The 24,948-nt window shown below is 63.5% G+C and carries 23 protein-coding genes; 11 read left to right on the plus strand and 12 right to left on the minus strand.

Going from position 1 to position 24,948, the window contains the following annotated elements:
- Positions 1 to 119 precede the first annotated feature (119 nt).
- Positions 120 to 1,112, minus strand: a complete 993-nt coding sequence (locus IB261_RS26010) for a TRAP transporter substrate-binding protein (RefSeq protein ID WP_192225337.1) — start codon at positions 1,110 to 1,112, stop codon at positions 120 to 122.
- A 337-nt stretch (positions 1,113 to 1,449) separates the two neighbouring features.
- Here IB261_RS26010 and IB261_RS26015 point away from each other — a divergent pair, with 337 nt between their 5' ends.
- The 4 genes from IB261_RS26015 to IB261_RS26030 all read left to right on the plus strand — a co-directional run bounded on the left by IB261_RS26015 (position 1,450) and on the right by IB261_RS26030 (position 4,243).
- The gene (locus IB261_RS26015; RefSeq protein WP_192383802.1) at positions 1,450 to 2,574 is read left to right on the plus strand and encodes a methyltransferase; all 1,125 of its coding nucleotides are present in this window, start codon (positions 1,450 to 1,452) and stop codon (positions 2,572 to 2,574) included.
- A 76-nt stretch (positions 2,575 to 2,650) separates the two neighbouring features.
- Positions 2,651 to 2,911: an antitoxin gene (locus IB261_RS26020; RefSeq protein ID WP_192383801.1), complete on the plus strand. Its 261-nt coding sequence runs from the start codon at positions 2,651 to 2,653 to the stop codon at positions 2,909 to 2,911.
- A complete protein-coding gene (locus IB261_RS26025; RefSeq protein WP_192383800.1) occupies positions 2,908 to 3,315 on the plus strand; it encodes a type II toxin-antitoxin system VapC family toxin in 408 nt (135 codons plus the stop codon). Before IB261_RS26020 ends, IB261_RS26025 begins: the two co-directional genes overlap by 4 nt.
- Before the next feature lie 70 nt (positions 3,316 to 3,385).
- Positions 3,386 to 4,243 (plus strand): alpha/beta fold hydrolase, encoded by an 858-nt coding sequence (locus IB261_RS26030; RefSeq protein ID WP_192383799.1) that lies wholly within the window; start codon positions 3,386 to 3,388, stop codon positions 4,241 to 4,243.
- Positions 4,244 to 4,429: 186 nt separating this feature from the next.
- Here the strand turns inward: IB261_RS26030 and IB261_RS26035 are convergent, their stop codons facing one another.
- From IB261_RS26035 to IB261_RS26055, 5 genes are read right to left on the minus strand one after another with little or no spacing between them, the layout of a single operon-like run.
- Positions 4,430 to 4,996: a nucleotidyltransferase family protein gene (locus IB261_RS26035; protein ID WP_192383798.1), complete on the minus strand. Its 567-nt coding sequence runs from the start codon at positions 4,994 to 4,996 to the stop codon at positions 4,430 to 4,432.
- Entirely contained in the window at positions 4,993 to 5,964 is a 972-nt protein-coding gene (locus tag IB261_RS26040; protein ID WP_151188404.1) for an XdhC family protein, read from the minus strand. The genes IB261_RS26035 and IB261_RS26040 overlap by 4 nt, the downstream gene beginning before the upstream one ends.
- A gap of 3 nt (positions 5,965 to 5,967) precedes the next feature.
- The gene (locus IB261_RS26045; protein ID WP_081520061.1) at positions 5,968 to 7,179 is read right to left on the minus strand and encodes a cytochrome c; all 1,212 of its coding nucleotides are present in this window, start codon (positions 7,177 to 7,179) and stop codon (positions 5,968 to 5,970) included.
- 2 nt (positions 7,180 to 7,181) lie between these two features.
- Positions 7,182 to 7,721, minus strand: a complete 540-nt coding sequence (locus IB261_RS26050; RefSeq protein ID WP_024764769.1) for a (2Fe-2S)-binding protein — start codon at positions 7,719 to 7,721, stop codon at positions 7,182 to 7,184.
- Positions 7,714 to 10,545, minus strand: coding sequence for a xanthine dehydrogenase family protein molybdopterin-binding subunit (locus tag IB261_RS26055; protein WP_192383797.1), 2,832 nt, complete (start codon positions 10,543 to 10,545; stop codon positions 7,714 to 7,716). Before IB261_RS26055 ends, IB261_RS26050 begins: the two co-directional genes overlap by 8 nt.
- A gap of 321 nt (positions 10,546 to 10,866) precedes the next feature.
- Between IB261_RS26055 and IB261_RS26060 the strand changes: the two genes are divergently transcribed.
- From IB261_RS26060 to IB261_RS26070, 3 genes are all read left to right on the plus strand, one after another.
- Positions 10,867 to 12,078, plus strand: coding sequence for an MFS transporter (locus IB261_RS26060; RefSeq protein ID WP_192383796.1), 1,212 nt, complete (start codon positions 10,867 to 10,869; stop codon positions 12,076 to 12,078).
- Positions 12,079 to 12,396: 318 nt separating this feature from the next.
- A complete protein-coding gene (locus IB261_RS26065) occupies positions 12,397 to 13,215 on the plus strand; it encodes a PAAR domain-containing protein (RefSeq protein ID WP_192383795.1) in 819 nt (272 codons plus the stop codon).
- A 16-nt stretch (positions 13,216 to 13,231) separates the two neighbouring features.
- A complete protein-coding gene (locus tag IB261_RS26070; protein WP_192383794.1) occupies positions 13,232 to 14,101 on the plus strand; it encodes a hypothetical protein in 870 nt (289 codons plus the stop codon).
- Positions 14,102 to 14,683: 582 nt separating this feature from the next.
- Here the strand turns inward: IB261_RS26070 and IB261_RS26075 are convergent.
- From IB261_RS26075 to IB261_RS26085, 3 genes are read right to left on the minus strand one after another with little or no spacing between them, the layout of a single operon-like run.
- Positions 14,684 to 14,833, minus strand: a complete 150-nt coding sequence (locus tag IB261_RS26075) for a DUF2474 domain-containing protein (RefSeq protein WP_151188408.1) — start codon at positions 14,831 to 14,833, stop codon at positions 14,684 to 14,686.
- An 11-nt stretch (positions 14,834 to 14,844) separates the two neighbouring features.
- Positions 14,845 to 15,852, minus strand: a complete 1,008-nt coding sequence (gene cydB, locus IB261_RS26080; RefSeq protein ID WP_192225329.1) for a cytochrome d ubiquinol oxidase subunit II — start codon at positions 15,850 to 15,852, stop codon at positions 14,845 to 14,847.
- 3 nt (positions 15,853 to 15,855) lie between these two features.
- On the minus strand, positions 15,856 to 17,292 hold the full coding sequence (locus IB261_RS26085) for a cytochrome ubiquinol oxidase subunit I (RefSeq protein WP_081520056.1): 1,437 nt from the start codon (positions 17,290 to 17,292) through the stop codon (positions 15,856 to 15,858).
- Between the two features lie 477 nt (positions 17,293 to 17,769).
- Here IB261_RS26085 and IB261_RS26090 point away from each other — a divergent pair, with 477 nt between their 5' ends.
- The 3 genes from IB261_RS26090 to IB261_RS26100 all read left to right on the plus strand — a co-directional run bounded on the left by IB261_RS26090 (position 17,770) and on the right by IB261_RS26100 (position 20,855).
- On the plus strand, positions 17,770 to 18,549 hold the full coding sequence (locus IB261_RS26090) for a MetQ/NlpA family ABC transporter substrate-binding protein (protein WP_081520055.1): 780 nt from the start codon (positions 17,770 to 17,772) through the stop codon (positions 18,547 to 18,549).
- Positions 18,550 to 18,667: 118 nt separating this feature from the next.
- Positions 18,668 to 19,858, plus strand: coding sequence for a trans-sulfuration enzyme family protein (locus tag IB261_RS26095; protein WP_192383793.1), 1,191 nt, complete (start codon positions 18,668 to 18,670; stop codon positions 19,856 to 19,858).
- Positions 19,859 to 19,877: 19 nt separating this feature from the next.
- Complete coding sequence (locus tag IB261_RS26100; protein WP_192211213.1) at positions 19,878 to 20,855, plus strand: sigma 54-interacting transcriptional regulator; 978 nt, start codon at positions 19,878 to 19,880, stop codon at positions 20,853 to 20,855.
- A 68-nt stretch (positions 20,856 to 20,923) separates the two neighbouring features.
- Here the strand turns inward: IB261_RS26100 and IB261_RS26105 are convergent, their stop codons facing one another.
- On the minus strand, positions 20,924 to 21,259 hold the full coding sequence (locus IB261_RS26105; RefSeq protein WP_015478994.1) for a hypothetical protein: 336 nt from the start codon (positions 21,257 to 21,259) through the stop codon (positions 20,924 to 20,926).
- A gap of 772 nt (positions 21,260 to 22,031) precedes the next feature.
- Between IB261_RS26105 and betT the strand changes: the two genes are divergently transcribed.
- Entirely contained in the window at positions 22,032 to 23,990 is a 1,959-nt protein-coding gene (gene betT, locus IB261_RS26110) for a choline BCCT transporter BetT (RefSeq protein ID WP_139791660.1), read from the plus strand.
- A gap of 265 nt (positions 23,991 to 24,255) precedes the next feature.
- Here betT and IB261_RS26115 read toward each other — a convergent pair whose 3' ends face one another.
- Both IB261_RS26115 and IB261_RS26120 read right to left on the minus strand, forming a co-directional pair.
- On the minus strand, positions 24,256 to 24,621 hold the full coding sequence (locus IB261_RS26115; RefSeq protein ID WP_081520051.1) for a type II toxin-antitoxin system VapC family toxin: 366 nt from the start codon (positions 24,619 to 24,621) through the stop codon (positions 24,256 to 24,258).
- Positions 24,615 to 24,830: a ribbon-helix-helix protein, CopG family gene (locus IB261_RS26120; protein ID WP_151188412.1), complete on the minus strand. Its 216-nt coding sequence runs from the start codon at positions 24,828 to 24,830 to the stop codon at positions 24,615 to 24,617. The genes IB261_RS26115 and IB261_RS26120 overlap by 7 nt, the downstream gene beginning before the upstream one ends.
- Positions 24,831 to 24,948 lie beyond the last annotated feature (118 nt).

The raw sequence follows: 24,948 nt of genomic DNA on the forward strand, positions 1-24,948 counted from the left end.
GTCCGCTCCTTTGCAGGCAACGACCCATTTTCCCGTATTCCCGGCGCGAGAAACACCCGCAAGGCTTGTGGCTATCCGGTGAGATCGCCACAAGCCTGCTCTGGATCAGTCCCTGTGGATCAATGCTTGCGGTTCACCACCTGGGCGGCGCGCAGCACGTCGGAGCCGATCTCACCCTCGAACTGCTTCCACAGCGGCTGCATGGCGGTGCGCCAGGCTTCGCGCTCGGCCGGGGTCAGGGCGACGATGCGCGCCTTGCCGTTGGCGACGACGTGCTCGCGCTCCTTCTGGTTCAGCGCTTCGGCGTCCTTGTTCACCTCGACGGTGACTTCTTCGATGATGCTTTCCAGCTGGGTGCGCACCGGGTAGGGCATGCTGTTCCAGAACTTCTGGTTGCTGATCACCATGTAGCTGAGCACACCGTGGTTGGTCTCGGTGATGAACGGCTGGGCGCTGTCGAGCTTCTGGCTGCCGATGTTCGACCAGGTGTTCTCGGTGCCCTGCACCTTGCCATCCTGCAGCGCCTTGAGGGTCTCGGCGAAGGGCATCTTCACCGCCGTGGCATCGAGCAGGCCGAACTGGGCGTTGATCACCGAAGACGGCTGGATGCGGAAGGCCAGGCCCTTGGCATCGGCCGGCGCGCGCAGTTCGCGGTTGGCCGAGAGCTGCTTCATGCCATTGTTCCAGTAGGCCAGGCCATAGATGCCCGAGCGCGCCATGGAGTGCAGCAGTTCGCGGCTCTTGTCGCGCTTCTGGAAGCGCTTCACCGCTTCCAGGTCGTCGAACAGGAACGGCAGGTCGAAGACTTCCAGCTGCTTGGTGTAGCCCTCGAACTTCGACAGCGACGGCGCCAGCATCTGCACCTTGCCGTCCTGCAGCGCCTGCAGTTCGTCGGCATCGCCGAACAGCGTGGAGTTGGGGAACACCTCGACCTTCACCTGGCCGGCCAGGCGCTCTTCCACCAGTTTCTTGAACAGCAGCGCGCCACGGCCCTTGGGCGTTTCATCGGCGACGACGTGGGAGAACTTGATGACGATGGGCTCTTCGGCGAAGGCCGGTTGAGCCACGAGGAAAAGGGCGGACAAGGCCACCCCGAGCAACGACTGGTACATCGATATCCTTATGCAATGGCAATAGCCCGGCGCGCGAACGACTGTCGCGTGTCGAGGATTCGTGAAGACTTGGAAGAGTGGCCGTCGGTCGGCGGAGCGCAGCTCCGGGATCGGGCCCTACCGGGTCGCATGGACCGCCCGGTTATTATTGGGAAGCCGCCGCGCAGACGAAGGCGGGGCGGATAGGTCATAATTTTTCGGTATAACGCTGGCCCGCACAAGCCATTGCGAGTCAACCACGTCTCAATTTAATGACAAAATCGTTGCAATAGGCCACTACTCATTGCCAACGAAGCAGCACCTCTATCTCAGCCATTTCCGTCGTTTCGAGAGTCCCATGCCCGTCCTCGCCAGCCCCTTCGCCCAGCTCGACCTGGTCCGCCACCCCGAACAGCGCGAAGACCCGCTGCAGGCCTTCGATGCGGCCGACGAGTACCTGCTCGCGCATCTCCACGAGCAAGGCGTCGGCGCGGACAGCCGCGTGCTGGTGCTCAACGACAGCTTCGGCGCCCTCGCCGCCAGCCTCGCGCCCCATGTGCGCCTGACCAGCAGCGGCGACTCGCACCTGGGCTTTATCGCCCTCGAGCGCAACCTCGAACGCAACGGCCTCACCGACGCGCCGCTGAGCTTCGTGCCCGCCAGCGAGACGCCGCAAGGCCCGTTCGATCACGTACTGATCCGCGTGCCCAAGACCCTCGCGCTGCTGGAGGAACAGCTGATCCGTCTGCACGACCAGCTCGCGCCGGGCGCCAAAGTCGTCGCTGCCGGCATGATCAAGCACCTGCCGCGTGCCGCCGGCGACCTGCTGGAAAAGTACATCGGCCCGATGCAGGCTTCGCTCGCCGTGAAGAAAGCCCGCCTGCTGGTGGCGACGGCCGAAGCGCGCCCCACGCCCTCCTCGCCCTACCCGAGTCGCTACCGCCTGGACAAACCGGCGCTGACGCTGCTGAACCACGCCAACGTGTTCTGCCGTGAAGGCCTGGACATCGGCACCCGCGCCTTCCTCCCGCACCTGCCGCAAGTGCACCACGCCGTGCGCGCGGCGGACCTGGGCTGCGGCAACGGCGTGCTGGGCATCGCCTTCGCGCTGCTCAATCCGCAGGCCGAGCTGACGCTGGTGGACGAGTCGTACATGGCCGTGCAGTCCGCGCGGGAGAACTGGCAGGCCGCCCTGGGTGACCGCTCGGTGGACATCCACCCCGACGATGGCCTCGCCAGCCAGGCCGCCGACTCCCTGGACCTGATCCTGTGCAACCCGCCCTTCCACCAGCAGCAGGTGGTCGGCGACTTCCTCGCCTGGCGCATGTTCCAGCAGGCCCGCGCCGCGCTGGTCACCGGCGGCGAGCTGTGGATCGTCGGCAACCGCCACCTGGGCTACCACGCCAAGCTCAAGCGCCTGTTCCGCGGCGTCGAGCAGGTGGCGGCAAATCCGAAATTCGTGGTGCTGAAAGCGACCAAATAGCCAGGGGCATTTGCTCAAATCTTGAGCAGACGGCACAATACACACGCATACGTACACACAGCGGAGGCGCGTACCCATGCCGACTTCCACCCTAACCACCCGCGTGTTCATGAACGGCAACAGCCAGGCCGTGCGGATTCCTCAGGAATTCCGCCTGGATGTCAGCAGCGTGGAGATCACCCGCAAGGACAACGGCGACCTGGTCATCCACCCCATTACGCAGGATCGCGGCGCCGCGCTGATGGTGGCGCTGCAAGGGTTCGATGACGACTTCATCGAAGCGCTGGAGGACGAGCAGAGCGACCAGCCGGCTGCGCAGGACCGGGACGAGCTGTGAAGTACCTGCTCGACACCAACATCCTCATCTACCTGCTGAAGAACCGGCCGGAATCGGTGGCGCAGCGCGTCAATGCACTGCCCGCCGAAGCCTCTCTGGGCATGTCGTTCTTCACCTATGCCGAGCTGCTCAAGGGTGCGGAGCGCAGTTCGCGCAAGGCCGAAGTCCTGCGCCGGCTGGAGCGCCTGACACGCCAGGTACCGGTGATCTACGACGGCACTCCCAGCCTTTGCGAACACTACGCCGCGCACTTCACGCGGCTGAAACTGGCCGGTACGCCGATTGGCGCCAACGACCTGTGGATCGCCTGTCACGCCCTGGCTCTGGGTGCAACATTGGTAACGCACAACACTCGCGAGTTCGAGCGTATCGAAGGCCTGATGCTGGAAGACTGGGCCAACTGACCCATCGAAGCGGATTGCCTTGCACCGCTTCCGGTAGCAGCATGGATCGCCCCCAACCCGGACGCGCGCCATGACCGCACAAGAAGCCGCCCTCCCTGAATTGATCCGTACCGCCGACGGCGTCGATCTCGCCCTGCGCCGCGTAGGCCCCGCGGACGGCGTGCCGGTGGTGCTCACCCACGGCACCTTCTCCAACCACCGCAGCTGCCTGGGGCTCGCCAATTACCTGGGCAGCCAGGGCTTCGCCTGCTGGCTGTTCGACTGGCGCGGCCATGGCGATAGCGGGCGCAATGACTTCCTGCACAGCTTCGACGACGTGGCCGAGCAGGACGTGCCGGCAATTCTCGATGCCGTGAGCCAGCGCACCGGGCAGGCGGCGCTACACTGGGTCGGCCACTCCGGCGGCGGGCTGATCGTCTCGATGTGGGCGGCACGCCATCCTGAGCTGGCGCAGCGCCGCCTGCGCTCACTGGTGCTGATCGGTTCCCAGGCCACGGCGGCCGGCGCCAGCCCGCGGCATTGGCTGGCGCTCCAGGCTTTCGACTGGATGCTGCGCTGGCGGCGCATCGCACCCAGCCGGGCGAAGAGCGTCGGCCCCGAGGCGGAGAGCGCCCGGCTGATGCGTCAGTGGTGCCAGTGGAATTTCCGCCGGCGCTTCGACTCGCTGGAAGGCTTCGACTATCTGGCCGGGCTGGGCGCTGTCGAGCTACCGGTGCTGGGCGTGGCGGGCAGCGGCGATACCTTTATCGCGCCGGTCGCCGGGTGCGAGGCGCTGGTGAAGGCCTTTGGCGGAGCGCAGGCGAAGCTGGAGCTGTTCGGGCTGGCGACGGGGGCGCGGGAGGACTACAACCACAACCGCCTGCTGCTCTCGCGCAATGCCAGCCTGGAAGGCTGGCCGCGCATTACCCAGTGGCTGGCGCAGCATTGATCCTTGTAGGGCGCATAACCTGGAACAGGTTATCCGCCGTTGGCCTATGCGGCGGTTAACGCTGCGCGTTATTCGCCCTGCGCGGCTGAATCCTTGCGCCTTGGTGCCGCCGAGGTTCGCGAGCAATGACGATGGCGTCCCCCTCGCTGCTACAAGGGGAGCGCCGACGCTTGGCTGTAAACCCGATCAGGAACGCAGGGCGGCGGGGGTATCGACGTCGCGCAGCACGCCGGCATCGGCGACTTCCAGGGTGATACAGCAATCACGGTGCGCCTGCACCACCGTGCGGGCGCCTTCGTCGCCGGTGAGCTGTGTCAGCGCCGGCCAGAACTCGCGGCCGAAAAGCACGGGGTGACCACGCTGGCCTTCGTGAAGCGGGAAGAGAATGCTCGAGGCGCTCGCCGCGTCGGACAACGCCCGCAACGTTTGCGCGGCAATCCACGGCATATCGCCGAGCAGGATGGCCACGGCCTCAGCCCGAGAGTCACTCAGCGATGCCGCCCCAGCCGCCAGACTGTGCCCCATGCCCAACGCTGCGTCCGGGCTGTGGATAACCCGGCAGCCGGCGGGCAGGCCGAAATCGTCCGCCCGCTCGCCGTCACGCAGCACCACCCGTACTTCATCGAACACCACCTGCGCGCGTTCGACGCTATGCGCCAGCAGGCTGCGCCCGTCGGGCAAGGTCGCGCGGCGCTTGTCCGCGCCGAAGCGCGAGCCCTGGCCGGCGGCCAGGACCAGCGCCACGACCGTCACAGCGCCTCGCGGGCGATGCCGCTGCGGGTGCGCAGGATGTCGGCGAGCACGGCCAGGGCGATTTCCGCCGGGGTCTTGCTGCCGAGGTTGAGGCCGATGGGGGCATGCACGCGCGCCAGGTCAGCGTCGTTCAGGCCACCGATGCGGTGCAGGCGCTCGCGGCGCTTGTCGGACGTGGTGCGCGAGCCCATTACGCCGATGTAGAAGGCCTCGGTGCGCACGGCTTCGAGCATCGCCAGGTCGTCGATCTTCGGGTCATGGGTCAGGGCGACCACGGCGGTGTCCGCGTGGCAGCCGCCGTTGGCGATGAAGATCGACGGCAGCTCGCGGCGGATTTCGATGCCGTCCAGCACCACGCCATCCAGCGCCTCTTCGCGGGGATCACAGAGAATCACCTCGAAGCCCAGGCCCTTGCCGAATTCCGCGCAGAAGTGCGCGACGCTGGAGTAACCCGCCAGCAGCAAGCGCTGCGCAGCACCGACGCGCAGGCGCACGCGGGCTTCGTCGCGTTCGACCCGCGGGCCGTGCTCGTGGTCGTCGCTCAAGCGGCGACTGCCGTCCTGCAGGTTCACTTCGCGCAGCAGGCGGCGCTGGCCGAGCAGCGCCGATTCCAGTTCGCGCAGGTGGGCCTGCACGTCGCAATCGGGCGCGAGGTTCTCCACCAGTACGTCGAGAATGCCGCCGCAGGGCAGGCGGATGTTCGTGCGGGTGTCGGTGCCGTCGCCGTAGCGCACGACGACTACCGGCTCGCTGAACTCGCCCTCGGCGACGCGTTCGAGGAAGTCATCCTCGACGCAGCCCCCGGAGAGCGAACCCACCCACTGGCCGCTGGCGTTGACCGCCAGCAGCGAGCCCGGCGCGCGGGGCGCCGAGCCGTAGGTGAAGAGCACGCTGCACAGCCACACGCGCTGCCCGGCGTTGGACCACTGGAGCGCCTGCCGGACTACTTGCAGATCGAGATGCTGCACGACTCACTCCGCCTTGAGTTGAGCGACCTGTTGTACGCCCATGTCACCCGGCAAGCCACCCCAGGCCTGACGCAGGTAGTTGATCAGGTCGGTGAGCTGCTCGTCATTGAGCTTGTCAGCGAAGCCCGGCATCGGTTGCATGCGCTCGAAGCCGGTGAACTGCTGCTCGCGGATGCCCTCGACAATGACCTTGGCCAGGTTGCGCGAATCGGCCAGGCGCAGGGTGGTGTTGCCCTGCATGGCCACGGCGATGTGCGGCTTGCCCTCGCCGTCGTTGCCGTGACAGCCGGCGCAGACGTTGAGGTACTGCTGGCGGCCGCGCTTGGCGCTGTCGCTGAGCTTGTCCTCGGTCACGGCCTGGACCACCTTGGCCTGCGGCGGCTGTTCGCCGAGCAGGTAGGTGGACATGGCAGCCAGGTCCTCGTCAGCCAGGTGCTGGGTGCTCAGGTGCATCACCGGGAACATCTCGTTGAACATGCTGCCCTGCGGGCTCATGCCGTGCTTGAGGAAGCCGGTGAGGTCGGCACTGGTCCAGCCGCGCTCGGCCAGGTCCTGGGCCAGCAGGCTCGGGGCGCTGTAGCCGTTGAGCAGGCCGCCGGTGAGGCGCTTGTCCTGCTGCAGGGCGCCGATCTGGTTACGCGGGGTGTGGCACTCGCCACAGTGGCCGAGCACTTCCACCAGGTACTGCCCGCGCTGGTACGCCGCGCTCTTGCCCTCGGCATTCTCCAGCTGGACGCTCTTGCCGTAGAGCATGTTCCAGCCCGACAGCCCCATGCGCACGTTGAACGGGAAGCTCAGGCTGGTTTCGGGCGCGGCGCGGTGCACTGGCGTCTGGCTCATCAGGTAGGCATAGAGGGCATCGCTGTCCTCGCGCTTGATGAGGTGGTACGAGGTGTAGGGCATGGCCGGGTAGAGATTGGCCCCATCCTTGCGCTTGCCTTGGGTGACGGCGGCGAAGAAGTCGTCGGCGCTGTAGTTGCCGATGCCGAACTCTTTGTCCGGGGTGATGTTGCTGCCGTAGATGGTGCCGAACGGTGAATGGATCGGCAGGCCGCCGGCGAACGGCGCGCCGCCCTCGGCGGTGTGGCAGGCCATGCAGTCGGCGGCGCGGGAGACGTACTCGCCGCGCTTGATCAGGTCCTGGTCGGCCGCCTGGGCAGCGACCGCAAGGCCGAGGCCGGCAGCCAGCGTGAGGCCGGAAAGAATGCGCTGCATGCTTAGCCCTCCTTGACCAGGCCGAGATCGGTCAGCACTTCACGGGTAGCGTCGTAGTAACGCACGTACCCGGTGCAGCGACAGATGTGGTGGCCGAGGCTCGCCTCGATGGTCGATTCCAGTTCGCTCTTCTTCAGTGGCTGGCGCTGGGCCTTTTCCACCAGCACGGTGGCGGCGTTGACGAAGCCCGGTGCGCAGTAGCTGCACTGGAAAGCGAAGCGGTCAACGAACTTCTGCTGGATAGGGTTCAGTTCCTTCACCGAACCGTCTTCCTCACGCTTGGCGTGGCCCTCGATAGTGCGCACCTTCTTGCCTTCGAAGTAGTGCGCGCCGGTGATGCAGGTGCGCACTTCCTCGCTGGTGCCGTCGGGGTTGTCGACGATCACCACGCAGGCGTGGCAGATGCCCTGGCCGCAGCCCAGGCGCGAGCCGGTGAGGTTCTGGTATTCGTGCAGGTAGTCGATCATCGGCAGGTCCTCGGGAACCTCGACCGGACCGACGGTTTGACCATTCAAGGTCAGGTTGAGCGGACGGTTAGCCATGGAGGGCCTCCTTGATGCGAGCGGGGGTGATGGGCAGGTCGCGGACGCGCTTGCCGATGGCGTGGGCCACGGCGTTACTGATGGAGCCGACCACCGGGATCATCACCACTTCGGCGATGCCCTTGGACGGGTCACTGGGCGAGAGCGGCGGAAGGATTTCCGAGCTCTGCTGCCAGACGGCCACGTCCTTCGCTTTCGGGAGACGGTAGCGGTTGAAGTTCCAGTCGCCCTCGCCCGGGCCACCTTCGTACAGCGGCATGTCTTCGAGCAGCGCATGGCCGATGCCCATGGCGGTGCCGCCTTCGATCTGCCCTTTCACCAGTTCCGGCACCAGTACGCGGCCGCACTCGATCCAGCTGTGGTGGTTGAGCACGCTGACTTCGCCGTTGCCCTTGTTCACCTTCAGTTCGACGATGGTCGCCACCGGGCTGTAGTAGGTCACCGCGGCGTTGTTCAACTGCACCGGCGGATAGGCTACGTTCTGGCGGTCCAGCAGGTGGAAGCCGGCGCTGTTCATCTGCGCCTTCTTCACGCCGGGAGCGCCGTCGCCGTATTTCACGGCCAGGGCGTCCAGCGGCAGGCGGTCGCGCACGCCGTCGATGACGTAATCGCACTCCGCCCAGCTCCAGCGGTTGAAGCCGTGGACGGTGGCACCGGTGACCAGGCCCTTGTCGTGGGCCACCTGGGCCAGTTCGGCGAACGACAGCGGCTGCAGGCCGTTGGCGGTGAGCTTGCCGTCGACCCAGTGGGCGTCTTCGCGGCGCACCACCAGCGGGTTGGCCGCGCCGTTGAACGGGCCGCGACGCCAGATTTCCAGGGCCGCCGGCCACAGGCCGTGGTTGAACAGCACGCGCGCCGCTTCACGGGTGGCGTGGCTGAAGTAGTAGGCCGAGTTCGTCGCCGACGACGCCGAGGCGTACTTGCCGACCCAGCGCGGGTTGCGCAGCTTCTCGTCCTGGGTGGGCTGGCTCATGGTGTAGGGATCTTCGCCGCTGAGCAGCTGAAGTTCCGGCCACTCGGTCTCGGCGGTCTTCATCTCGTCCGCCGGTTTGCCGAGGAAGTCGGCCACCACCAGCGCCTGGGAGGTGGACATGCCGGTGCCGATCTCGATGCCGATATGGCGCATGTGCACCTTGCCCTGGGCATCGAACTCGATGCTCGCCATGGGCGCTTCGGAGCCGGTGCCGAAGTCCTTCTGGCAGATGGCGAAGCCAACGCCGTACCAGTGATCCGGGTCCTTGGCGTCCATCTCTTTCTTGCGCGCGTCGCGAGTCTTCCACCACTCGTGGGCGGCAGCCTTGTCGAGGATCTCGTGCAGGCGCAGGGCGCCGGCAGGAATCGCGCCCTGGGTGTTCTTCATGCCGGACTTGAGCGCGTTGACGCGGCGCAGCTCGATGGCGTCTACGCCCAGGCGACCGGCGATCTCGTCCACCATCATCTCGGTGGCGGCCATGCTCTGCAGGGTGCCGTAGCCACGCATGGAACCGGCCTCGACGGCGCGGGAATGGTAGGCGGTCACCTGCAGGTCGTTCTGCGGCATGTAGTAGATCGACTGCGCAGCGGTGGCGCCTACGGCGGCCACGGACGGGCTGTAGTTGATGCGGCCGCCGCCGTCCACGCTCATCTCGGTGCGGAAGATCTTGAAGGTCATGTCCTTCTTGTCCACCGCCAGCTGGTAGCGAATGTCGAACGGGTGACGCTTGATGCCGCTCTGGAACTGCTCGTAGCGGTCATTGGCCAGGCGCACCGGCACACCGTTGCCGTACAGCGCAGCCAGGGCCGCGTAGTAGACGAAGATGTTGTGGTCCTTGGAGCCATAACCCACGGTGTAGCCGGGGTGCATGTTCAGCTTGGCCAGGCCGAAGCGCGACGGGGCGATCATGTGCGCCGTCTCGAAGGCGGCTTCGAACGGGCACTGGGTGGCGACCACGAAGTGCAGCGTTTTGCTCGCCGGGTCGTACCAGCCGTTGCCGTTGTCCGGCTCCATGGCGGCCGGCTCGATGGAGGGGGTCTTGTAGCGTTCGTCGAAGACCAGCCAGTTCTCCGGCGGGTTGTCGATCTGCTCCTTGATCTTCTGCGCGTAGAACAGGCCCTGCTCGGTGAGATCACCGTGCTGGTTGGGCTGCTGGTTCCACACCGGTTTGCGCTCGCGGATCATCGGGAAGAGGATCGAGTCCTTGAGGCTGGAGAACTCGTCCGGATCGGCCGAGGTTGCGCCGCCGACGCGCACATAGCGGAAGCTGCCGTAGGGATCGCCCTGGTACAGCGGGGCCTGCGCGCCGTAGCGGATCGCCTTGTCGTTGAACTTCATCTTCAGCTTGGCCTGACGGAAGCGCTCGAAGTCATTCCAGATCAGGATGGCCACCGGGTGGCCGATGAACATCGGCACCTTGCCGCGCGGCAGCAGCGGGTCCGGGGCGTGGGCTTCGGGGAAGACGATGCCGTCCTTGTCCAGGTCCTCGGCGGTGACGATGCGGTCGGGCTGCAGCTCGGCGCCCAGCCAGGCAAGGTCGATGCCGTCGAAGATGCGGTCGGCCTTGATGGTCTTGAGCAGCATGGCGTGGCCCTGCTGCTGCGGCCAGCCGGGCATGTCCTTGGAACGGATGTCGCGGGCGAACACCTTGTTTCCGCAGACCTTGGACAGCGCGTCGTTACGGAAACGCGCCTTGCCGTCGTGGCCCATCCACTGCTGGGGGGAGACGGTGACGGAGTTTTCCATCAGGGCAGCGAAAGCCCGGCTGCCGAGCGGCGCCATGGTCACGCTGACACCGGCAATCAGCCCGCCTTGGAGGAAGGCGCGCCGGGAAATATCACGGTTGGACATGGTTCATCCTCTGGACGGTGAAGGCCCGCCCATGTCGTTTTTTCTGTGCTGGAGAGAGTTCGGAGGGCGCGGAATCGCGGGCGCCTCGGGGATGGCGCCGAAGGAAAGATCCTGCAGGAAAACCTGACTCTTCTGTCAACTTTAACGCACCTCAATAGTGCGAAGCAAAGTCAATCGGGCGGCTTGTCGCGGCGATGAAAATTTTAGTCGACCGGTCGAGACTATTCGCCAATTGCGGGTTTCGCCGACGACAGGCGCAAAAGTGTTACAGCGTGCTACGCTGCGCAGCCCTTGCTTAGCCCCCTAACGAAAGCACTTTCCATGACCGCCGAAGCCACGTCCCTGCTGCGTCACCGCCCCTTCCTCGCCTTCTGGCTCGCGCGCGTCTGCACCGCCAGCGCCTTCCAGATGATCACCGTGGCCATCGGCTGGCACATCTACGAGCTGACCCACAACGTGCTCGACCTGGGCCTGGTGGGCTTGGTGGAGTTCACCCCGCGCGTGCTGTTCATGCTGCACACCGGCCACGTCGCCGACCGCTACGACCGCCGGCGCATCGCCTCGCTGTGCCAGATCGGCCAGGGCCTGATCGCTGTCGCGCTGGTGATTGGCGCCAGCACCGACAACGTGACCCGCGAGATGATCTTCGTGATGGCCTTCCTGCTGGGCACCGCACGGGCCTTCGAGATGCCGACCACCCAGGCGCTGCTGCCGAACATCGTGCCCACCGCGCTGTTCCCCCGCGCCGTGGCGGCGTCCGCTTCGGCGATGCAGGCGGCGACCATTGCGGCGCCGGCCTTCGGCGGTTTCCTTTATGCCTTCGGCGCCTTCTGGGTCTACACGCCCACCGCGGTGCTGTACTTCATCGCCTGCGCCCTGGTGCTCACCCTGCCCAAGCGCCAGGCGCCGGCAGCGCAGGGCAAGGCGACCCTGGAATCGCTGCTGGCCGGCATTCGCTTCATCCGCAGCCGCCCGGACATCTTCGGTGCCATCTCCCTGGACCTGTTCGCCGTGCTGCTGGGCGGCGCCACCGCGCTGCTACCGGTGTTTGCCAAGGACATCCTGCTCACCGGTCCTTGGGGCCTGGGCCTGTTGCGTTCGGCCCCGGCGGTGGGCGCGCTGCTGATGTCGTTCTGGCTGGCGCGCTTCCCCATCGAGCGTAATGTCGGGCGGATCATGTTCCTCGCCGTCGGTATCTTCGGCGTCGCCACCATCGCCTTCGGCCTGTCGACCTCCTTCTGGCTTTCCCTGGCGGTGCTGGTGGTGCTGGGCGCGGCGGACATGATCAGCATGGTCATCCGGGGCGCCTTCGTGCAGCTGGAAACCCCGGACGAGATGCGCGGCCGGGTCAGCGCGGTAAACGGCCTGTTCATCGGCGCCTCGAACCAGCTGGGCGAGTTCGAGTCCGGCCTCACCGCCCACTGGCTCGGCACCGTGCCGGCGGTGGTGCTCGGCGGCGTCGGCACGCTGGTCGTTACTGGCGCGTGGATAAAGCTGTTCCCCACCCTGGCCAAGCGCGACAAGTTGCACTGATAGCCGCCCCGTCAGTTGAAATGACAAATAGCGCACGCTCTATTTTTCCTATACGCGGAAGGGGGCAATCAACTGCGGCCCTTACGGCCGCAGAAGAATGTGAGCGTCGGAGCGGAGGGGACTTTCTATTCGGAAATGACAAGACCAGCGCTTCCGAGATTGACCGTTGATACTTCCCATCTACCTGATCCAGGTGGCCGTAAACACCGCCAGAAAAATCGCAAATTCTTTACTAGCGCCCATAAGCACCGTCTCCACTGTTAGCCTCCAGACCCTGTATGACACAACTGGAATAGAACGAAAAACAGGGAGATAACAATGCGAGCTCTTGCCTGTCTAGGCGATCTAACCACATATGGGAAAATCATCTCCGCCACTTCCACCTGGCTCGAAGGCAATAAACCGATCGCACAACGAGGCGATCTCGCTTGGTGTAGTAGATGTAGCAATTCCTTTCCTATCAATGGCACTGCCGATGATTGGTTCGAGGAACAGCCCTATGTTGCCACTGGCGACAGGGTACTCTGCCGCTGCCCAAACCATGTGGTGTATGGCTCCGCAACTCAGTTCACTACTTCAGCTCCGAGCGGACTTGGCCAAATTACGCCTTCAGTCAACTCAATAGCAACGACTCATACTAACGAAGGCGATATAAAGGAGAGCGGCCTAGCCAGACTGGTTCCGAGTACGCTATCAAAAACCCGAAATATGTCCGCATATATTGAGAACTTGCGCGGAAAACCCTTCGAGAAAGGTCTCTCGATACGAATTGGCTCCGCCGAAATAACGGATTACTGGATATCAGCAAGCGGCCGCGCATATTTTATCCCGCCGTCAGAATTGTCAATGAACGGTGTGGAATTTGCACATATCGGAAGCACTCGATACGAATTGGAAACCGCCGTGAAGATCTCGTGCAAAATAGCGGACATAACAGAATCTCTGACGACACAACAGGAAGTCCTACGCAAAGCCGCTGACGAAAAATTTTCAAGCGCCGAGTTTGGGCGCTACTGGCGAGACCAAGTATATGCGGAAGGCTACTATCAGCTTGAGCAGATAATTAGGGAAATCGAAAGCATGTCGCTTGATTCGAAAGATTCCTTAACGCTCTCCAACTGGCTATCCAACATATAAATAGAGAACTCATCAGATGCCCATCTTCAAAAGATTCATACACAACTCCGGAAAACTCGAAATAAACCCAATAATCAGAACTGAAACTGAATTCTTTAGCACCACGGTACTCAAGGAGAACGCTAAGAGGAGGAGCTCCGCCACCATAAACACCAACTTCTATGACATAAGCGCATCTGGATACATTTCCGCTCTCAAAGGTCACAATCCGACCCCTGCCTCAGAAACCACTTTTCTGGGGGAAATCGTGTCTGAAGGAAAAATTGTGGGCGGAAAACCTGAGCCTTTGAATTTCTACATCGCGCACTATAAAGATAGACATAAAGCCAATATAGATTTAACAACTACATTCTCTACGGGCCAAGGGAATCCACCAGGGGACTGCTCATGCGGATTTGGAGGACTGGGACCATTAATAATAAACGGACTTCCTTACGGATCAATCAACAAATATTCATCCGAGGCAGACTCACTACCGGAGAGTTTACGACCAATTATCGGAGAGCCCTCGACCGAAGCAAAAAAATTCCTAACTCAACGAAGCTCTGCGAAATTCACTTCATTTTCAAAAAACGATAGCAACTATAGTGCGAGACTAGGTAAAACCTGCTTAGGCATTAGAAGCCTGGATGTGTGTGTATATGTTCAGAAGCACGGAGATTCGGGAATGTCGATAGAAGCCGTAAGAGATGAGATGATGGCATTAGGGTGCAAGCATGCTGTTTTCTTCGACGGCAGTGACTCCTCGCTTCTGTATACCCCAGAATCTGGATTTTTAGTTTCCCAAGCAGACGCGAAAGATCAGACCTGCATTGCAGGAGCGGCATTCTATTGGCATTCAGAACCCAGCCAAAGAGAGCCTGAAAACAAAGCGAAAATCAAATGAAAAGATTTTTAGGCCTACTATTTATATTCCTGACTCTATTCTCAACTTTAAGCATGGAAGCAGATAGTTATTTTTCTGGCGAAATTTACGGGAAAGCATATGGCTTTCCTATTCTATGGCATGGTAACGGCAGTAGCTCTCTGGCCAGGGTCGTGTACATTCCAGGCCTTATATTGAGCACTCTATTTTACCTTTCAATTAGCTTCGTACTCTTGGTTTTCCTTGAAAAATCCACCTGCCGTATAAAATTAAAAAAATACACAAAAATCATCGCACTCTGCGCAATCGGAATTTTTTCATTAATAACTTCCGTGTTTTTTCTTGCACACTTCATACACCCAGAAATCAACGCTTTTTCCGACACATTGGGAGACTCATTCTCCCACCGAAAACTTCATATTGGCACCAACTTCGAATAACGTTTTCAAATATCAATATTACGCTAAACCAGTCAAATAGACATCACCAGAGCGACTGAGAACGCAACACGCAAATGCCAAAAAAATCCCCCGCAGGAAGCACCGGCGAGGGATGTGGGAACGGGCGCTGCGAACAGCGCCCGGATGGGATCGATTGCGCGAACTAGTGCGGTGTGCCCAGCCCCGCCGCGCTCATGAACAGGCGCATCAGCCAGGCCGCGATACCCAGGCCGGCGACGCTCAGCGCCCAGATCAGCACCAGCCAGCCCAGCCGCTTGCGCAGCGGCGCCTTCTGCTGTTCCTCGTGAGTCATGCTGCGCACCTCTAGTGGTAGCCGTCGCCGTGCTTCACCTTGCCGCGGAACACGTAGTAGCTCCACGCGGTGTAGACGAGGATGAAGGGGATGATGAACAGCGCGCCCACCAGCATGAAGCCCAGGCTCTGCGGCGGCGCCGCGGCGTCCCAGATCGACATCGACGGCGGGATGATGTTCGGCCACAGGCTGATGCCCAGCCCGCTGTAGCCGAGGAAGATCAGCGCCAGGGTGAGCAGGAACGGCTTCACGTGGTCATTGCGCGCCACCGAGCGCAGCAGGCCGTAGAAGGTCAGCAGCACCAGCAGCGGCACCGGCAGGAACCAGAACAGGTTCGGCAGGCTGAACCAGCGATGGGCGATGTCTTCGTGGGCCAGCGGGGTCCACAGGCTGACGATGCCGATCACTGCCAGCAGCACCAGCGCCAGTGGCCTGGCCAGGTCATGCATGCGTTCCTGCAGGCGGCCTTCGGTCTTCATGATCAGCCAGGTGCAGCCCAGCAGGCTGTAGGCGACCACCAGGCCGAGGCCACAGAACAGCGGGAACGGCGCCAGCCAGTCCAGCGAGCCGCCGGCGAAGGCACGGTTTTCCACCGGGATACCTTCGATGAAGGCACCCAGCGCCACGCCCTGGAAGAAAGTCGCCACCAGCGAGCCGATGATGAACGACTTGTCCCACAGGTGACGCTTGTTCGCCCGCGCCTTGAAGCGGAACTCGAAGGCCACGCCGCGGAAGATCAGCCCGACGAGCATCAGGATCAGCGGCAGGTACAGCGCCGAGAGCACGGCCGAATAGGCCACCGGGAAGGCGCCGAACAACGCCGCGCCGCCCAGCACCAGCCAGGTCTCGTTGCCGTCCCAGACCGGCGCGACGGTGTTCATCATCACGTCGCGGTCGCCCTCGTCCTTGAAGAACGGGTAGAGCATGCCTATCCCCAGGTCGAACCCGTCCATCACCACGTACATCATCACGCCGAAGATGATGATGATCGCCCAGATCAGCGGAAGATCGATTCCCATGGCTCAGTTCCTCCCCGCGTCAGTGCTGTCATCGTCGTCAAAACCCTCTTCGGTGGCCGACAGCGGCCGCGCAGCGGTACGTTTCTGGCCGGCGCCGCCATGGCTGGTCTCGCGGCCTTCGTGGGTGACCGGGCCCTTGCGCACCAGGCGCATCATGTAGCCGATGCCCACGCCGAACAGGCTGAAGTACACCAGCACGAACATCACCAGGGTCAGGCTCATCTGCGCGACGCTGTGGTTGGACACCGCGTCCGAGGTACGCATCAGCCCGTAGACGACCCAAGGCTGACGACCAATCTCGGTGGTGAACCAGCCGGCGAGGATCGCGATCAGGCCGGACGGTCCCATCCACAACACCAGATGGAGGAACGCGCGGTTCTCGAACAGCCGCTTGCGCCAGCGCAGCCAGACGCTCCACAGGCCCACCAGGATCATCAGCAGCCCCAGGCCGACCATGATGCGGAACGACCAGAAGATGATGGTGGAGTTGGGCCGGTCGGCTTTCGGGAAGTCCTTCAGCGCCGGGATCGGCTCGGTCAGGCTGTGGTTCAGGATCAGGCTGCCGAGGACCGGGATTTCGATCTTGAAGCGGGTTTCCTCGCGCTCCATGTCTGGCCAGCCGACCAGTATCAGCGGCGTCGGGCCGCCTTCGCTGTTGTCCCAGTGGCCTTCGATGGCGGCGATCTTCGCCGGCTGGTGCTTGAGGGTGTTCAGACCGTGGGCGTCACCCACCATGGCCTGGATCGGCGCGACGATCAGCGCCATCCACATGGCCATCGAAAGCATCTTGCGGATCGCCGGGTTGTCGCGGCCGCGCAGCAGGTGCCAGGCCGCCGAGGCGCCGACGAAGAAGGCGGTGGCGACGAACGAGGCGATCGCCATGTGCAGCAGGCGATAGGGGAACGACGGGTTGAAGATGATCGCCAGCCAGTCCACCGGCACCACGATGCCGTTGACGATCTCGTGGCCCTGCGGGGTCTGCATCCAGCTGTTGGAGGCGAGAATCCAGAAGGTGGAGATCAGCGTGCCGATCGCCACCATCACCGTGGCGAAGAAGTGCAGGCCCGGGCCGACGCGGTGCCAGCCGAAGAGCATGACGCCGAGGAAGCCGGCTTCGAGGAAGAACGCCGTGAGCACCTCATAGGTCAGCAGCGGGCCGGTGACGCTCCCGGCGAAGGCCGAGAAGGCGCTCCAGTTGGTGCCGAACTGGTAGGCCATGACGAGGCCGGAGACCACGCCCATGCCGAAGTTGACGGCGAAGATCTTCGACCAGAAGTGATAGAGGTCGCGGTAGACCTCCTCATTGGTCTTCAGCCACAGGCCTTCGAGTACCGCCAGGTAGCTGGCGAGGCCGATGGTGATGGCGGGGAAGATGATGTGGAAGGACACGGTAAAGGCGAACTGGATCCGGGCCAGGTCGAGCGCCTCTAATCCGAACATGACGATTCCTCTTCAGGCTGACGCCAACCCCACGGAAGGGTCGGGCACCGTACCTTGCGCATGCGCAGGGCGTTCTTGCGTGATGTCTGTGTTTCCAATGACTCAGTTTCGAGCCACCGATCTGGCGTCGGTTCGGGTTCTTTTTGCCGCTCAATCAGAATGGACCACCATCTGCATTGACGCCGCTCAAGAAACTGCATCGATCTTACGCGCCCGGCGGACGGTGGCTGGAGTGGTGGGTTGCCGCGCGACGGGGTGTCGCGCGACAGCTTGTCTCAGGTCTCACCCGCACAAGCCGTATGAACAAAATCGAATATGAAAATGAAAAATTAATATTTTATTGGAATAACAAGACCGGGTAACTTTCGCTGCAACCGCTGCCGAGTGAGCCGCGGAAAAAGAATCCACCGCCCGTACGAAGGCCCCATCCCGGCCGGCCCGGACGCCAGCGGTCATCTGCCCCACAAGGACATCGCAATGAAAAAGCTGCTGCTTCTGACCGCCCTCGCCGCTGCCTTCAGCACCACTGCCTTCGCCAACGAAAAGCTGGTTGTCGCTGCCACGCCGATCCCCCACGCCGAGATCCTCGAGCTGATCAAGCCGACCCTGGCCAAGGAAGGCGTGGACCTGGAGATCAAGGTCTTCACCGACTACGTGCAGCCCAACGTGCAGGTTGCCGAGAAGCGCCTGGACGCCAACTACTTCCAGACCAAGCCGTACCTGGACAACTTCAACTCCGGCAAGGGCACCAACCTGGTCACCGTGACCGGCGTGCACGTCGAGCCCTTCGGCGGCTACTCGAAGAAGTACAAGTCCATCGACCAGCTGCCTGACGGCGCCACCGTCGCCATCCCCAACGAAGGCAGCAACAGCGGCCGCGCCCTGCTCCTGCTGCAGAAGGCCGGCGTGATCAAGCTCAAGGACCCGAGCAACGCCCTGGCCACCCCGAAAGACATCGCCGAGAACCCCAAGCACCTGAAGTTCAAGGAACTGGAATCGGCCCTGCTGCCGCGCGTGCTGGACCAGGTCGACCTGGACCTGATCAACACCAACTACGCGCTGGAAGCCAAGCTCAACCCGGTGAAGGACGCCCTGATCCTCGAAGACCGCAACTCGCCCTACGTGAACTACCTGGTGGCGCGTCCGGACAACAAGGACAGCGATGCCCTGAAGAAACTCTCCGCCGCCCTGACCAGCCCGGAAGTCAAAGCCTTCATCGAGAAGAAGTACAACGGCGCCGTGGTGCCGGCCTTCTGATCCGTCGCCCGGCCGCTGGCCGGGCGCAACGACTCCCACGCTGGGCGCGCCTTGAGCGCACCCGCTTCGACGCCGGTGGGCAGGTTCCACCGGCGTTTTTCTTATCCCAGGACTTGCCATGAGCGACCACGCCAAAGGCCCCTCCACCCGCGCCGTGCATGCCGGCCACGATGCCGACCGGCGCATGGTCACCCGCGCCAAGAGCCAGCCGATCTACCAGAGCTCGGTGTTCGTCTACGACTCGCTGGAACAGGTCGACGACTTCCTCGCCGGCAACCCCGACAACTACATGTACACGCGCATCGGCAACCCCAACCACAGCGCCGTGGAAGAGCTGCTGCGCGAACTGGAAGGCGGCGAGGACGCGCTGTTCTCCGCTTCCGGCATGGCGGCCATTTCCGCCGCGCTGCTGGGCGTGCTCGGCGCCGGCGATCACCTGATCGCCAGCCGCGAGCTGTACGGCACCACCCAGAGCCTGATCGAGAAGGAGCTGACGCGCTTCGGCATCGCCTCCAGCCTGCTCGAGCTCAATGACCTGGCGGCAGTGGAAGCGGCGATCACCCCGACCACGAAGCTGATCTACACCGAAACCGCCTCCAACCCGCTGGTACGCGTCAGCAACATCCCGGCGCTGGCCGAGCTTGCCCACCGCCACGGTCTCAAGCTGCTGGTGGACAACACCTTCCTCTCGCCAGTGCTCTACCAGCCGCTGCGCGATGGCGCCGACCTGGTGATCCACAGCACCACCAAGTACCTCAATGGCCACAGCGACGCCATGGGCGGCGCACTGGTCGGCGATGCGCAGTGGATCGCCGCCGCGCGACGCTTCCAGATCAACGCCGGCGGCAGCGCCAGCCCCTTCGAGAGCTGGCTGAATTTTCGCGGCGCCAAGACCCTGGCCCTGCGCATGAAGGCCCACTCGCAGAACGCCCAGGCGCTGGCCGAAGCCCTCGAAGCGCACCCGCAGGTGGCCCGCGTGTTCTATCCCGGCCTGCCCTCGCATCCGGACTTCGAGCTGGCGCAGAGGCTGTTCCACAAGGGCCACTCGGGCATGTTGAGCTTCACCCTGAAGGGCGGTCTCGACCAGGTCGACACATTGATCGGCGAGCTGCAACTGGCCGCTTTCGCGCCGTCGCTGGCCGGCGTCGCCAGCAGCATCACCCACCCCGGCAAGACTTCGCACCGCGCACTGTCCGCCGAGACCCTGACCGCGCTGGACATCCACGACGGCACCATCCGTGTGTCGGTGGGCATCGAGGACAGCGAGGACATCGTCCGTGACTTCCTGCAGGCGCTGGACGCGCTGTAAGAGCAGAAGGAGATACCCCATGAATGCACCCCACGCGCCGCTGCCGCTGCTGACCTTCCCCGACGCCGACAAGAGCCCGCTGAGCATCCGCGCCAAGGCGCTGGTGTTCTTCGACCCGCGCTCCCATGAAGTGCGCGACGAGGTGGAGCGCCTGGCGCCGTTGCCGCAACCGGTGCTGATCCACGGCGAGACCGGCACCGGCAAGGAGCTGCTGGCCCGCCACATCCACCGCGCCAGCGAACGGCCCGGCCTGTTCGTCGCGGTAAGTTGCAGCGCCCTGAGCCGCAACTACGCCGACGCCGAGCTGTTCGGTTACGCGCCGGGCGCGCACAACGGTCCGGTGGGCAGCCGCGCCGGCTGGTTCGGCTCGGCCAACGGCGGCACGCTGTACCTGGACGAGATCGCCGACCTGCCGCTGTCGCTGCAACAGAAACTGCTGCGCGTGCTGCAGGAGCGCGAAGTGCTGCGCGTCGGCGCGCGCGAGCCGGTGCCAGTGGACGTGCGCCTGGTCGCCGCCACCAGTATCGACCTGGGGCAGGCGGTGAAAGCGGGGAAATTCCTCGAAGGGCTGCAGCAGTACCTGCACGACGGCAACCTCACACTGCCGCCGCTGCGCGAACGCATCGGCGATATCCAGCCGCTGGCCGAGTACTTCCTCGGCGTGCATGCGCAACGCCTGGAACTGCCGGTGCCGCAGATCGCCACGGATACGCAGCGGGCACTGGAAGGCTATTCGTGGCCGGGGAATATCCGCGAACTGGAGAACGTCATCCACTTCGCCCTGCTGGTCAGCCCGGACGAGGAGATACGCCCGGAGCACCTGAACTTTTCAGGCGGCGTAGCGGGGTCAGGCGGCGTAGCAGGGTCAGGCGGCGCGGCCGGAACTGGCGGGGAAACGCAGGTAAGCGAAGAGGCGCTGGGGCGTCTGCTGCGCCAGCCCGGCGTCGAAGCGCAGCTGCGTGCGCTATTGCAACGCCTGGAGCACGAGCGCGGCTGAGTCACCGCGCTGTAGTCGCCAGCGCGACCCGAAGGGCCGCGCACGGGCGACTGCATGCAACTGGGGTGTTACTTGGTAGCGGTGTTCGAGTGAGCGACCACCGGGGTGCACGACGGGTTGGTCAGCTTGGCCGGATCGGTCAGCAGGCCCGGCATCATGCGCGAGGTGCAGTTGAACACGCGGCCTTTGGTGGTGGTGGCGACGTAGGAGAGTTCCTGGCCACCCAGAGCGTCCGGCTGACCGGCTTTGACGTCGCTGACAACCAGCTCGTCGGAGGAAGCCAGACCGATCATCTGGGCGGTAGCGGCTTGCAGCGGAACGATGGCCTGGTTGGTGGTCATGGTCTGGCAACCGGCCAGCGAAGCGAAGAGTGCAGTGGCAATGGCGATGCGTTTGAAGTCCATCTCGAGATGCTCCCTGTTGGTGGTTTTTTGTCCTGCCGGGGGAGACTAACGGAATCAGCAAGTCAATCGCCATAGCCGTTTCACATGTTTTTCACGAAAAATTGCACACCCGTTCAAGTTTCCGGACTGGAACCCGCTCTATTCCGGTAACTGTGCTATGCGGAGAACTGTTTCACCGGCCTGACAGCCGGTAAACGTGGCAAAGCCACGAGTGGCGCTGAACCGTTTCACCTTTCGCGACGAACGGTCGCAGTGAAAGGCTTTGCCGAGTTGCAGGTCGGCAGGAGGGAATCCTGAGCAAAGAGTCAAAATAAGGTCGATTCCCCGCAAATATCGAAAAAAGCAGTCCCATCGACCAGATCAATACCCCTCATCAAGACCATTCACTTCTTTTCGTCACAATCTTCAGGGAAAATGGCTATCAGGCGGTCGGGACCCATTTTCCCCGGCGCCATTGGAGACTATCGTGACCAGCTTTGCCGCTCTTGCTAACTTCTTCGCCGCCACCGCTTTCCTGACCGCGCCCGCGAAGGCCGACCCGGAACGCCGTGAGATCCGTGAGGCGAAAAAGAACCGCCGCAAGTAAAGCAGTACCCGCTCCGCTCGGCCCTCGACCAGGGCCGGCGGCGGGACCACCGGTCCCGCTGATTGGCCTTTCAGGGCTCAATCGTGTTTTCATTGAATGCTTGTTCAAGGAAAATTTCGAGGGACCCCGCCCGTTTTGTCCGTTGCACAATCCTCCCCGTCCGTAACGCCCTCCCCCGCCATGCGCATGAACCCACCGGTCTTCTACGGTGCGGCCGCGCTGATCCTCATCTTCGCCCTCACCGTCATCGCCCAGCCGCAACGGGCCGGTGAATGGCTGCTCGCCGCGCAGTCCTGGGCCGCCGACAGCGTCGGCTGGTACTACCTGCTGGCGATGACGCTGTACCTGATCTTCGTGGTGGTCACCGCGCTTTCCGGCTACGGAAAGATCAAGCTCGGTGCCGACCACGACGAGCCGGAATTCAGCTACCTGTCCTGGGCCGGCATGCTGTTCGCCGCCGGCATCAGCATCACCCTGTTCTTCTTCTGCGTGTCCGAGCCGCTGACCCACTTCGCCCAGCCGCCCCAGGGCGAGGCCGGCACGCCCGAAGCGGCGCGCCAGGCCATGCAGCTGCTGTTCCTGCACTGGGGCCTGCACGGCTGGGGCGTGTTCGCCCTGGTAGCGATGGCGCTGGCCTACTTCGCCTACCGTCACAACCTGCCGCTGGCGCTGCGTTCCGCGCTCTACCCGCTGATCGGCAAGCGCATCAATGGCCCCATCGGCTACACCGTGGATTGCTTCGGCATCATCGCCACGGTTTTCGGCCTGGGCGCAGACATGGGCTTCGGCGTGCTGCAGCTCAACGCCGGCCTCGACTTCCTGTTCGGCATCGCCCACAGCCACCCGGTGCAGATGACCCTGATCGCGCTGATGATGGGCGCAGCCATCCTGGTCGCCGTGTCGGGCGTCGACAAGGGCATCCGCCTGCTGTCGGACATCAACATGCTGCTGGCCTGCGCGCTGCTGCTCTTCGTGCTGTTCGCCGGCCCTACGCAACACCTGCTCAACACCCTGGTGCAGAACATCGGCGACTACCTCGGCGCCCTGCCGACCAAGAGCTTCGACCTCTACGCCTACGGCAAGGATGGCAGCGACTGGCTGGGTGGCTGGACGGTGTTCTACTGGGCCTGGTGGATCGCCTGGGCGCCCTTCGTCGGCCTGTTCATCGCGCGCATCTCGCGTGGGCGGACGATTCGCGAGTTCGTCTTCGGCGTGCTGTTCATTCCGCTGGGCTTCACCCTGGCGTGGATGTCGATCTTCGGCAACAGCGCCCTGGACCAGGTGCTCAACCATGGCTTCAGCGAGCTGGGCCGCGTTGCCATCAGCGATCCGTCCATGGCGCTCTACCAGATGCTGCAGAATTATCCGGCCAGCCGCGTGGTGATCGCGGTGACGGTGCTGGTCAGCTTCGTCTTCTTCGTCACCTCGGCGGACTCCGGCACCGTGGTGCTCTCCACCCTCTCCGCCCACGGCGGCAGCGCCGACGACGACGGCCCGAAGTGGCTGCGGGTGTTCTGGGGCGTAGCCACCGCGCTGGTGACCGGCGGCCTGCTGTTCGCCGGCAGCATCGATGCGCTCAAGTCAGCGGTGGTGCTGACTTCGCTGCCCTTCTCGCTGATCCTGCTGCTGATGATGTGGGGCCTGCACAAGGCGTTCTACCTGGAGTCCCAGCGTCAGCGCGCACGCACCCACTCGCTGGCGCCGCCGCCCTCGGCCAAGCCCGGCGGCTGGAAGCGGCGCATTTCCCAGGCGGTGCACTTCCCTACCCGCGACGAGGTGTACCGTTATATGGTCGACGTGGTCAGCCCGGCGATCGCCGAAGTTTCCGAAGTGTTCCGCGAGAAGGGCCTGCAGGTCGATTCCGACCTGGACCTGAGCAACCTGGAAATCGGCCTGGAGATCGGCCACGGCGCGCAGCATCCGTTCCTCTACCAGGTCTCGATGCGCGGCTACTTCACCCCGTCCTTCGCCCGCGCCGGCATGGGCGGCCTGCACCTGAAGAACCGCCGCTATTTCCGCGCCGAAGTGCACCTTTCCGAAGGCAGCCAGGACTACGACCTGATGGGCTACAGCAAGGAGCAGATCATCAACGACATGCTCGACCAGTACGAGCGGCACCTGCAGTTCCTGCACCTGGTGCGCTGAACTCGGAGCCCCTTGTACGAGCAACTGTCTTTCCCTGGTAGTTCGGTGTTTGTGCTTTCCCCCTCACCCCAGCCCTCTCCCTCAGGGAGAGGGAGCAAATCGTGCCGGCTGACGCTGTGGTTTCATCCGGCACCGAACGGTCCCCTCTCCCTCTGAGCGGGGCGCGCAGCCAGGGTTAGGGTGAGGGCCGATCCGCGCACAGAGCTATCCGGTAGCGGGCGATGCCCGCGATCGCGCCCATGGGGCGCTCCTACAGGGGGGCTCGTTACAACTGATAAGGCAACCGCACTCCCGGCTCACGCTCGTCGAAATCCTTCACGTTGCGCGTCACCAGCAGCCGGCCTTCGACTTCCGCCGAGGCCTTGATGACCGCGTCCGGCAGCTTCACCCGCAGACGCTGGCGCACCTCCACCGCCCGCTGGGCGATGCGCTCGTCCAGCGCCAGCAGCGTGAAGCTGGAGAGAAAGGCGCGGGTGGCCGCTTCGGTCTGCGGCGTGGCGCCGATCAGTACTTCCATCCAGGTGATGATGCTGATGGCGCGGTCGCTGTAGAGCGCCAGCTCATCGCGGGCCTGCACATGGCCGTTGAGATAGTCGATAAGGATGTTGGTGTCGAACAGGACCTTCACCATTCCTCGCGCACCTTCTCCTGATACGCCAGGCCGTCCACCTGATTCTCCTGCCACAGGCCGAAAGCCGCGTCAGCGTCCGCCTGCGCGTGGTTGACCAGGTATTCGGCGATGGCCTCGCGAATGACCGAGGCACGGGATTGCTGCTGGCGTTCGCTGATGTCATTCAGACGTTCCAGGTATTCAACGGGGATATCCACCAGGGTGCGCATGAGAGCCTCCTAAATCTGATATCGGCATCATATATCATCCGACCAAACGAGATGCCGTCCGGCGACGAACAAGCGAAAGCTCCGACAACGAAAAAGGCGCCCGCAGGCGCCTTTTTCG

The sequence above is a fragment of the Pseudomonas sp. PDM20 genome, assembly GCF_014852575.3.
GTDB lineage: Bacteria > Pseudomonadota > Gammaproteobacteria > Pseudomonadales > Pseudomonadaceae > Pseudomonas.

Excerpts from the sequence above, each read along its gene's own strand:
- IB261_RS26010 (WP_192225337.1), bottom strand. The coding sequence starts at position 1,112 with ATGTACCAGTCGTTGCTCGGGGTGGCCTTGTCCGCCCTTTTCCTCGTG.
- IB261_RS26015 (WP_192383802.1), top strand. The coding sequence starts at position 1,450 with ATGCCCGTCCTCGCCAGCCCCTTCGCCCAGCTCGACCTGGTCCGCCAC.
- IB261_RS26020 (WP_192383801.1), top strand. The coding sequence starts at position 2,651 with ATGCCGACTTCCACCCTAACCACCCGCGTGTTCATGAACGGCAACAGC.
- IB261_RS26030 (WP_192383799.1), top strand. The coding sequence starts at position 3,386 with ATGACCGCACAAGAAGCCGCCCTCCCTGAATTGATCCGTACCGCCGAC.
- IB261_RS26045 (WP_081520061.1), bottom strand. The coding sequence starts at position 7,179 with ATGCAGCGCATTCTTTCCGGCCTCACGCTGGCTGCCGGCCTCGGCCTT.
- IB261_RS26050 (WP_024764769.1), bottom strand. The coding sequence starts at position 7,721 with ATGGCTAACCGTCCGCTCAACCTGACCTTGAATGGTCAAACCGTCGGT.
- IB261_RS26055 (WP_192383797.1), bottom strand. The coding sequence starts at position 10,545 with ATGTCCAACCGTGATATTTCCCGGCGCGCCTTCCTCCAAGGCGGGCTG.
- IB261_RS26060 (WP_192383796.1), top strand. The coding sequence starts at position 10,867 with ATGACCGCCGAAGCCACGTCCCTGCTGCGTCACCGCCCCTTCCTCGCC.
- IB261_RS26065 (WP_192383795.1), top strand. The coding sequence starts at position 12,397 with ATGCGAGCTCTTGCCTGTCTAGGCGATCTAACCACATATGGGAAAATC.
- IB261_RS26070 (WP_192383794.1), top strand. The coding sequence starts at position 13,232 with ATGCCCATCTTCAAAAGATTCATACACAACTCCGGAAAACTCGAAATA.
- IB261_RS26075 (WP_151188408.1), bottom strand. The coding sequence starts at position 14,833 with ATGACTCACGAGGAACAGCAGAAGGCGCCGCTGCGCAAGCGGCTGGGC.
- cydB (WP_192225329.1), bottom strand. The coding sequence starts at position 15,852 with ATGGGAATCGATCTTCCGCTGATCTGGGCGATCATCATCATCTTCGGC.
- IB261_RS26085 (WP_081520056.1), bottom strand. The coding sequence starts at position 17,292 with ATGTTCGGATTAGAGGCGCTCGACCTGGCCCGGATCCAGTTCGCCTTT.
- IB261_RS26090 (WP_081520055.1), top strand. The coding sequence starts at position 17,770 with ATGAAAAAGCTGCTGCTTCTGACCGCCCTCGCCGCTGCCTTCAGCACC.
- IB261_RS26095 (WP_192383793.1), top strand. The coding sequence starts at position 18,668 with ATGAGCGACCACGCCAAAGGCCCCTCCACCCGCGCCGTGCATGCCGGC.
- IB261_RS26100 (WP_192211213.1), top strand. The coding sequence starts at position 19,878 with ATGAATGCACCCCACGCGCCGCTGCCGCTGCTGACCTTCCCCGACGCC.
- IB261_RS26105 (WP_015478994.1), bottom strand. The coding sequence starts at position 21,259 with ATGGACTTCAAACGCATCGCCATTGCCACTGCACTCTTCGCTTCGCTG.
- betT (WP_139791660.1), top strand. The coding sequence starts at position 22,032 with ATGAACCCACCGGTCTTCTACGGTGCGGCCGCGCTGATCCTCATCTTC.
- IB261_RS26115 (WP_081520051.1), bottom strand. The coding sequence starts at position 24,621 with ATGGTGAAGGTCCTGTTCGACACCAACATCCTTATCGACTATCTCAAC.
- IB261_RS26120 (WP_151188412.1), bottom strand. The coding sequence starts at position 24,830 with ATGCGCACCCTGGTGGATATCCCCGTTGAATACCTGGAACGTCTGAAT.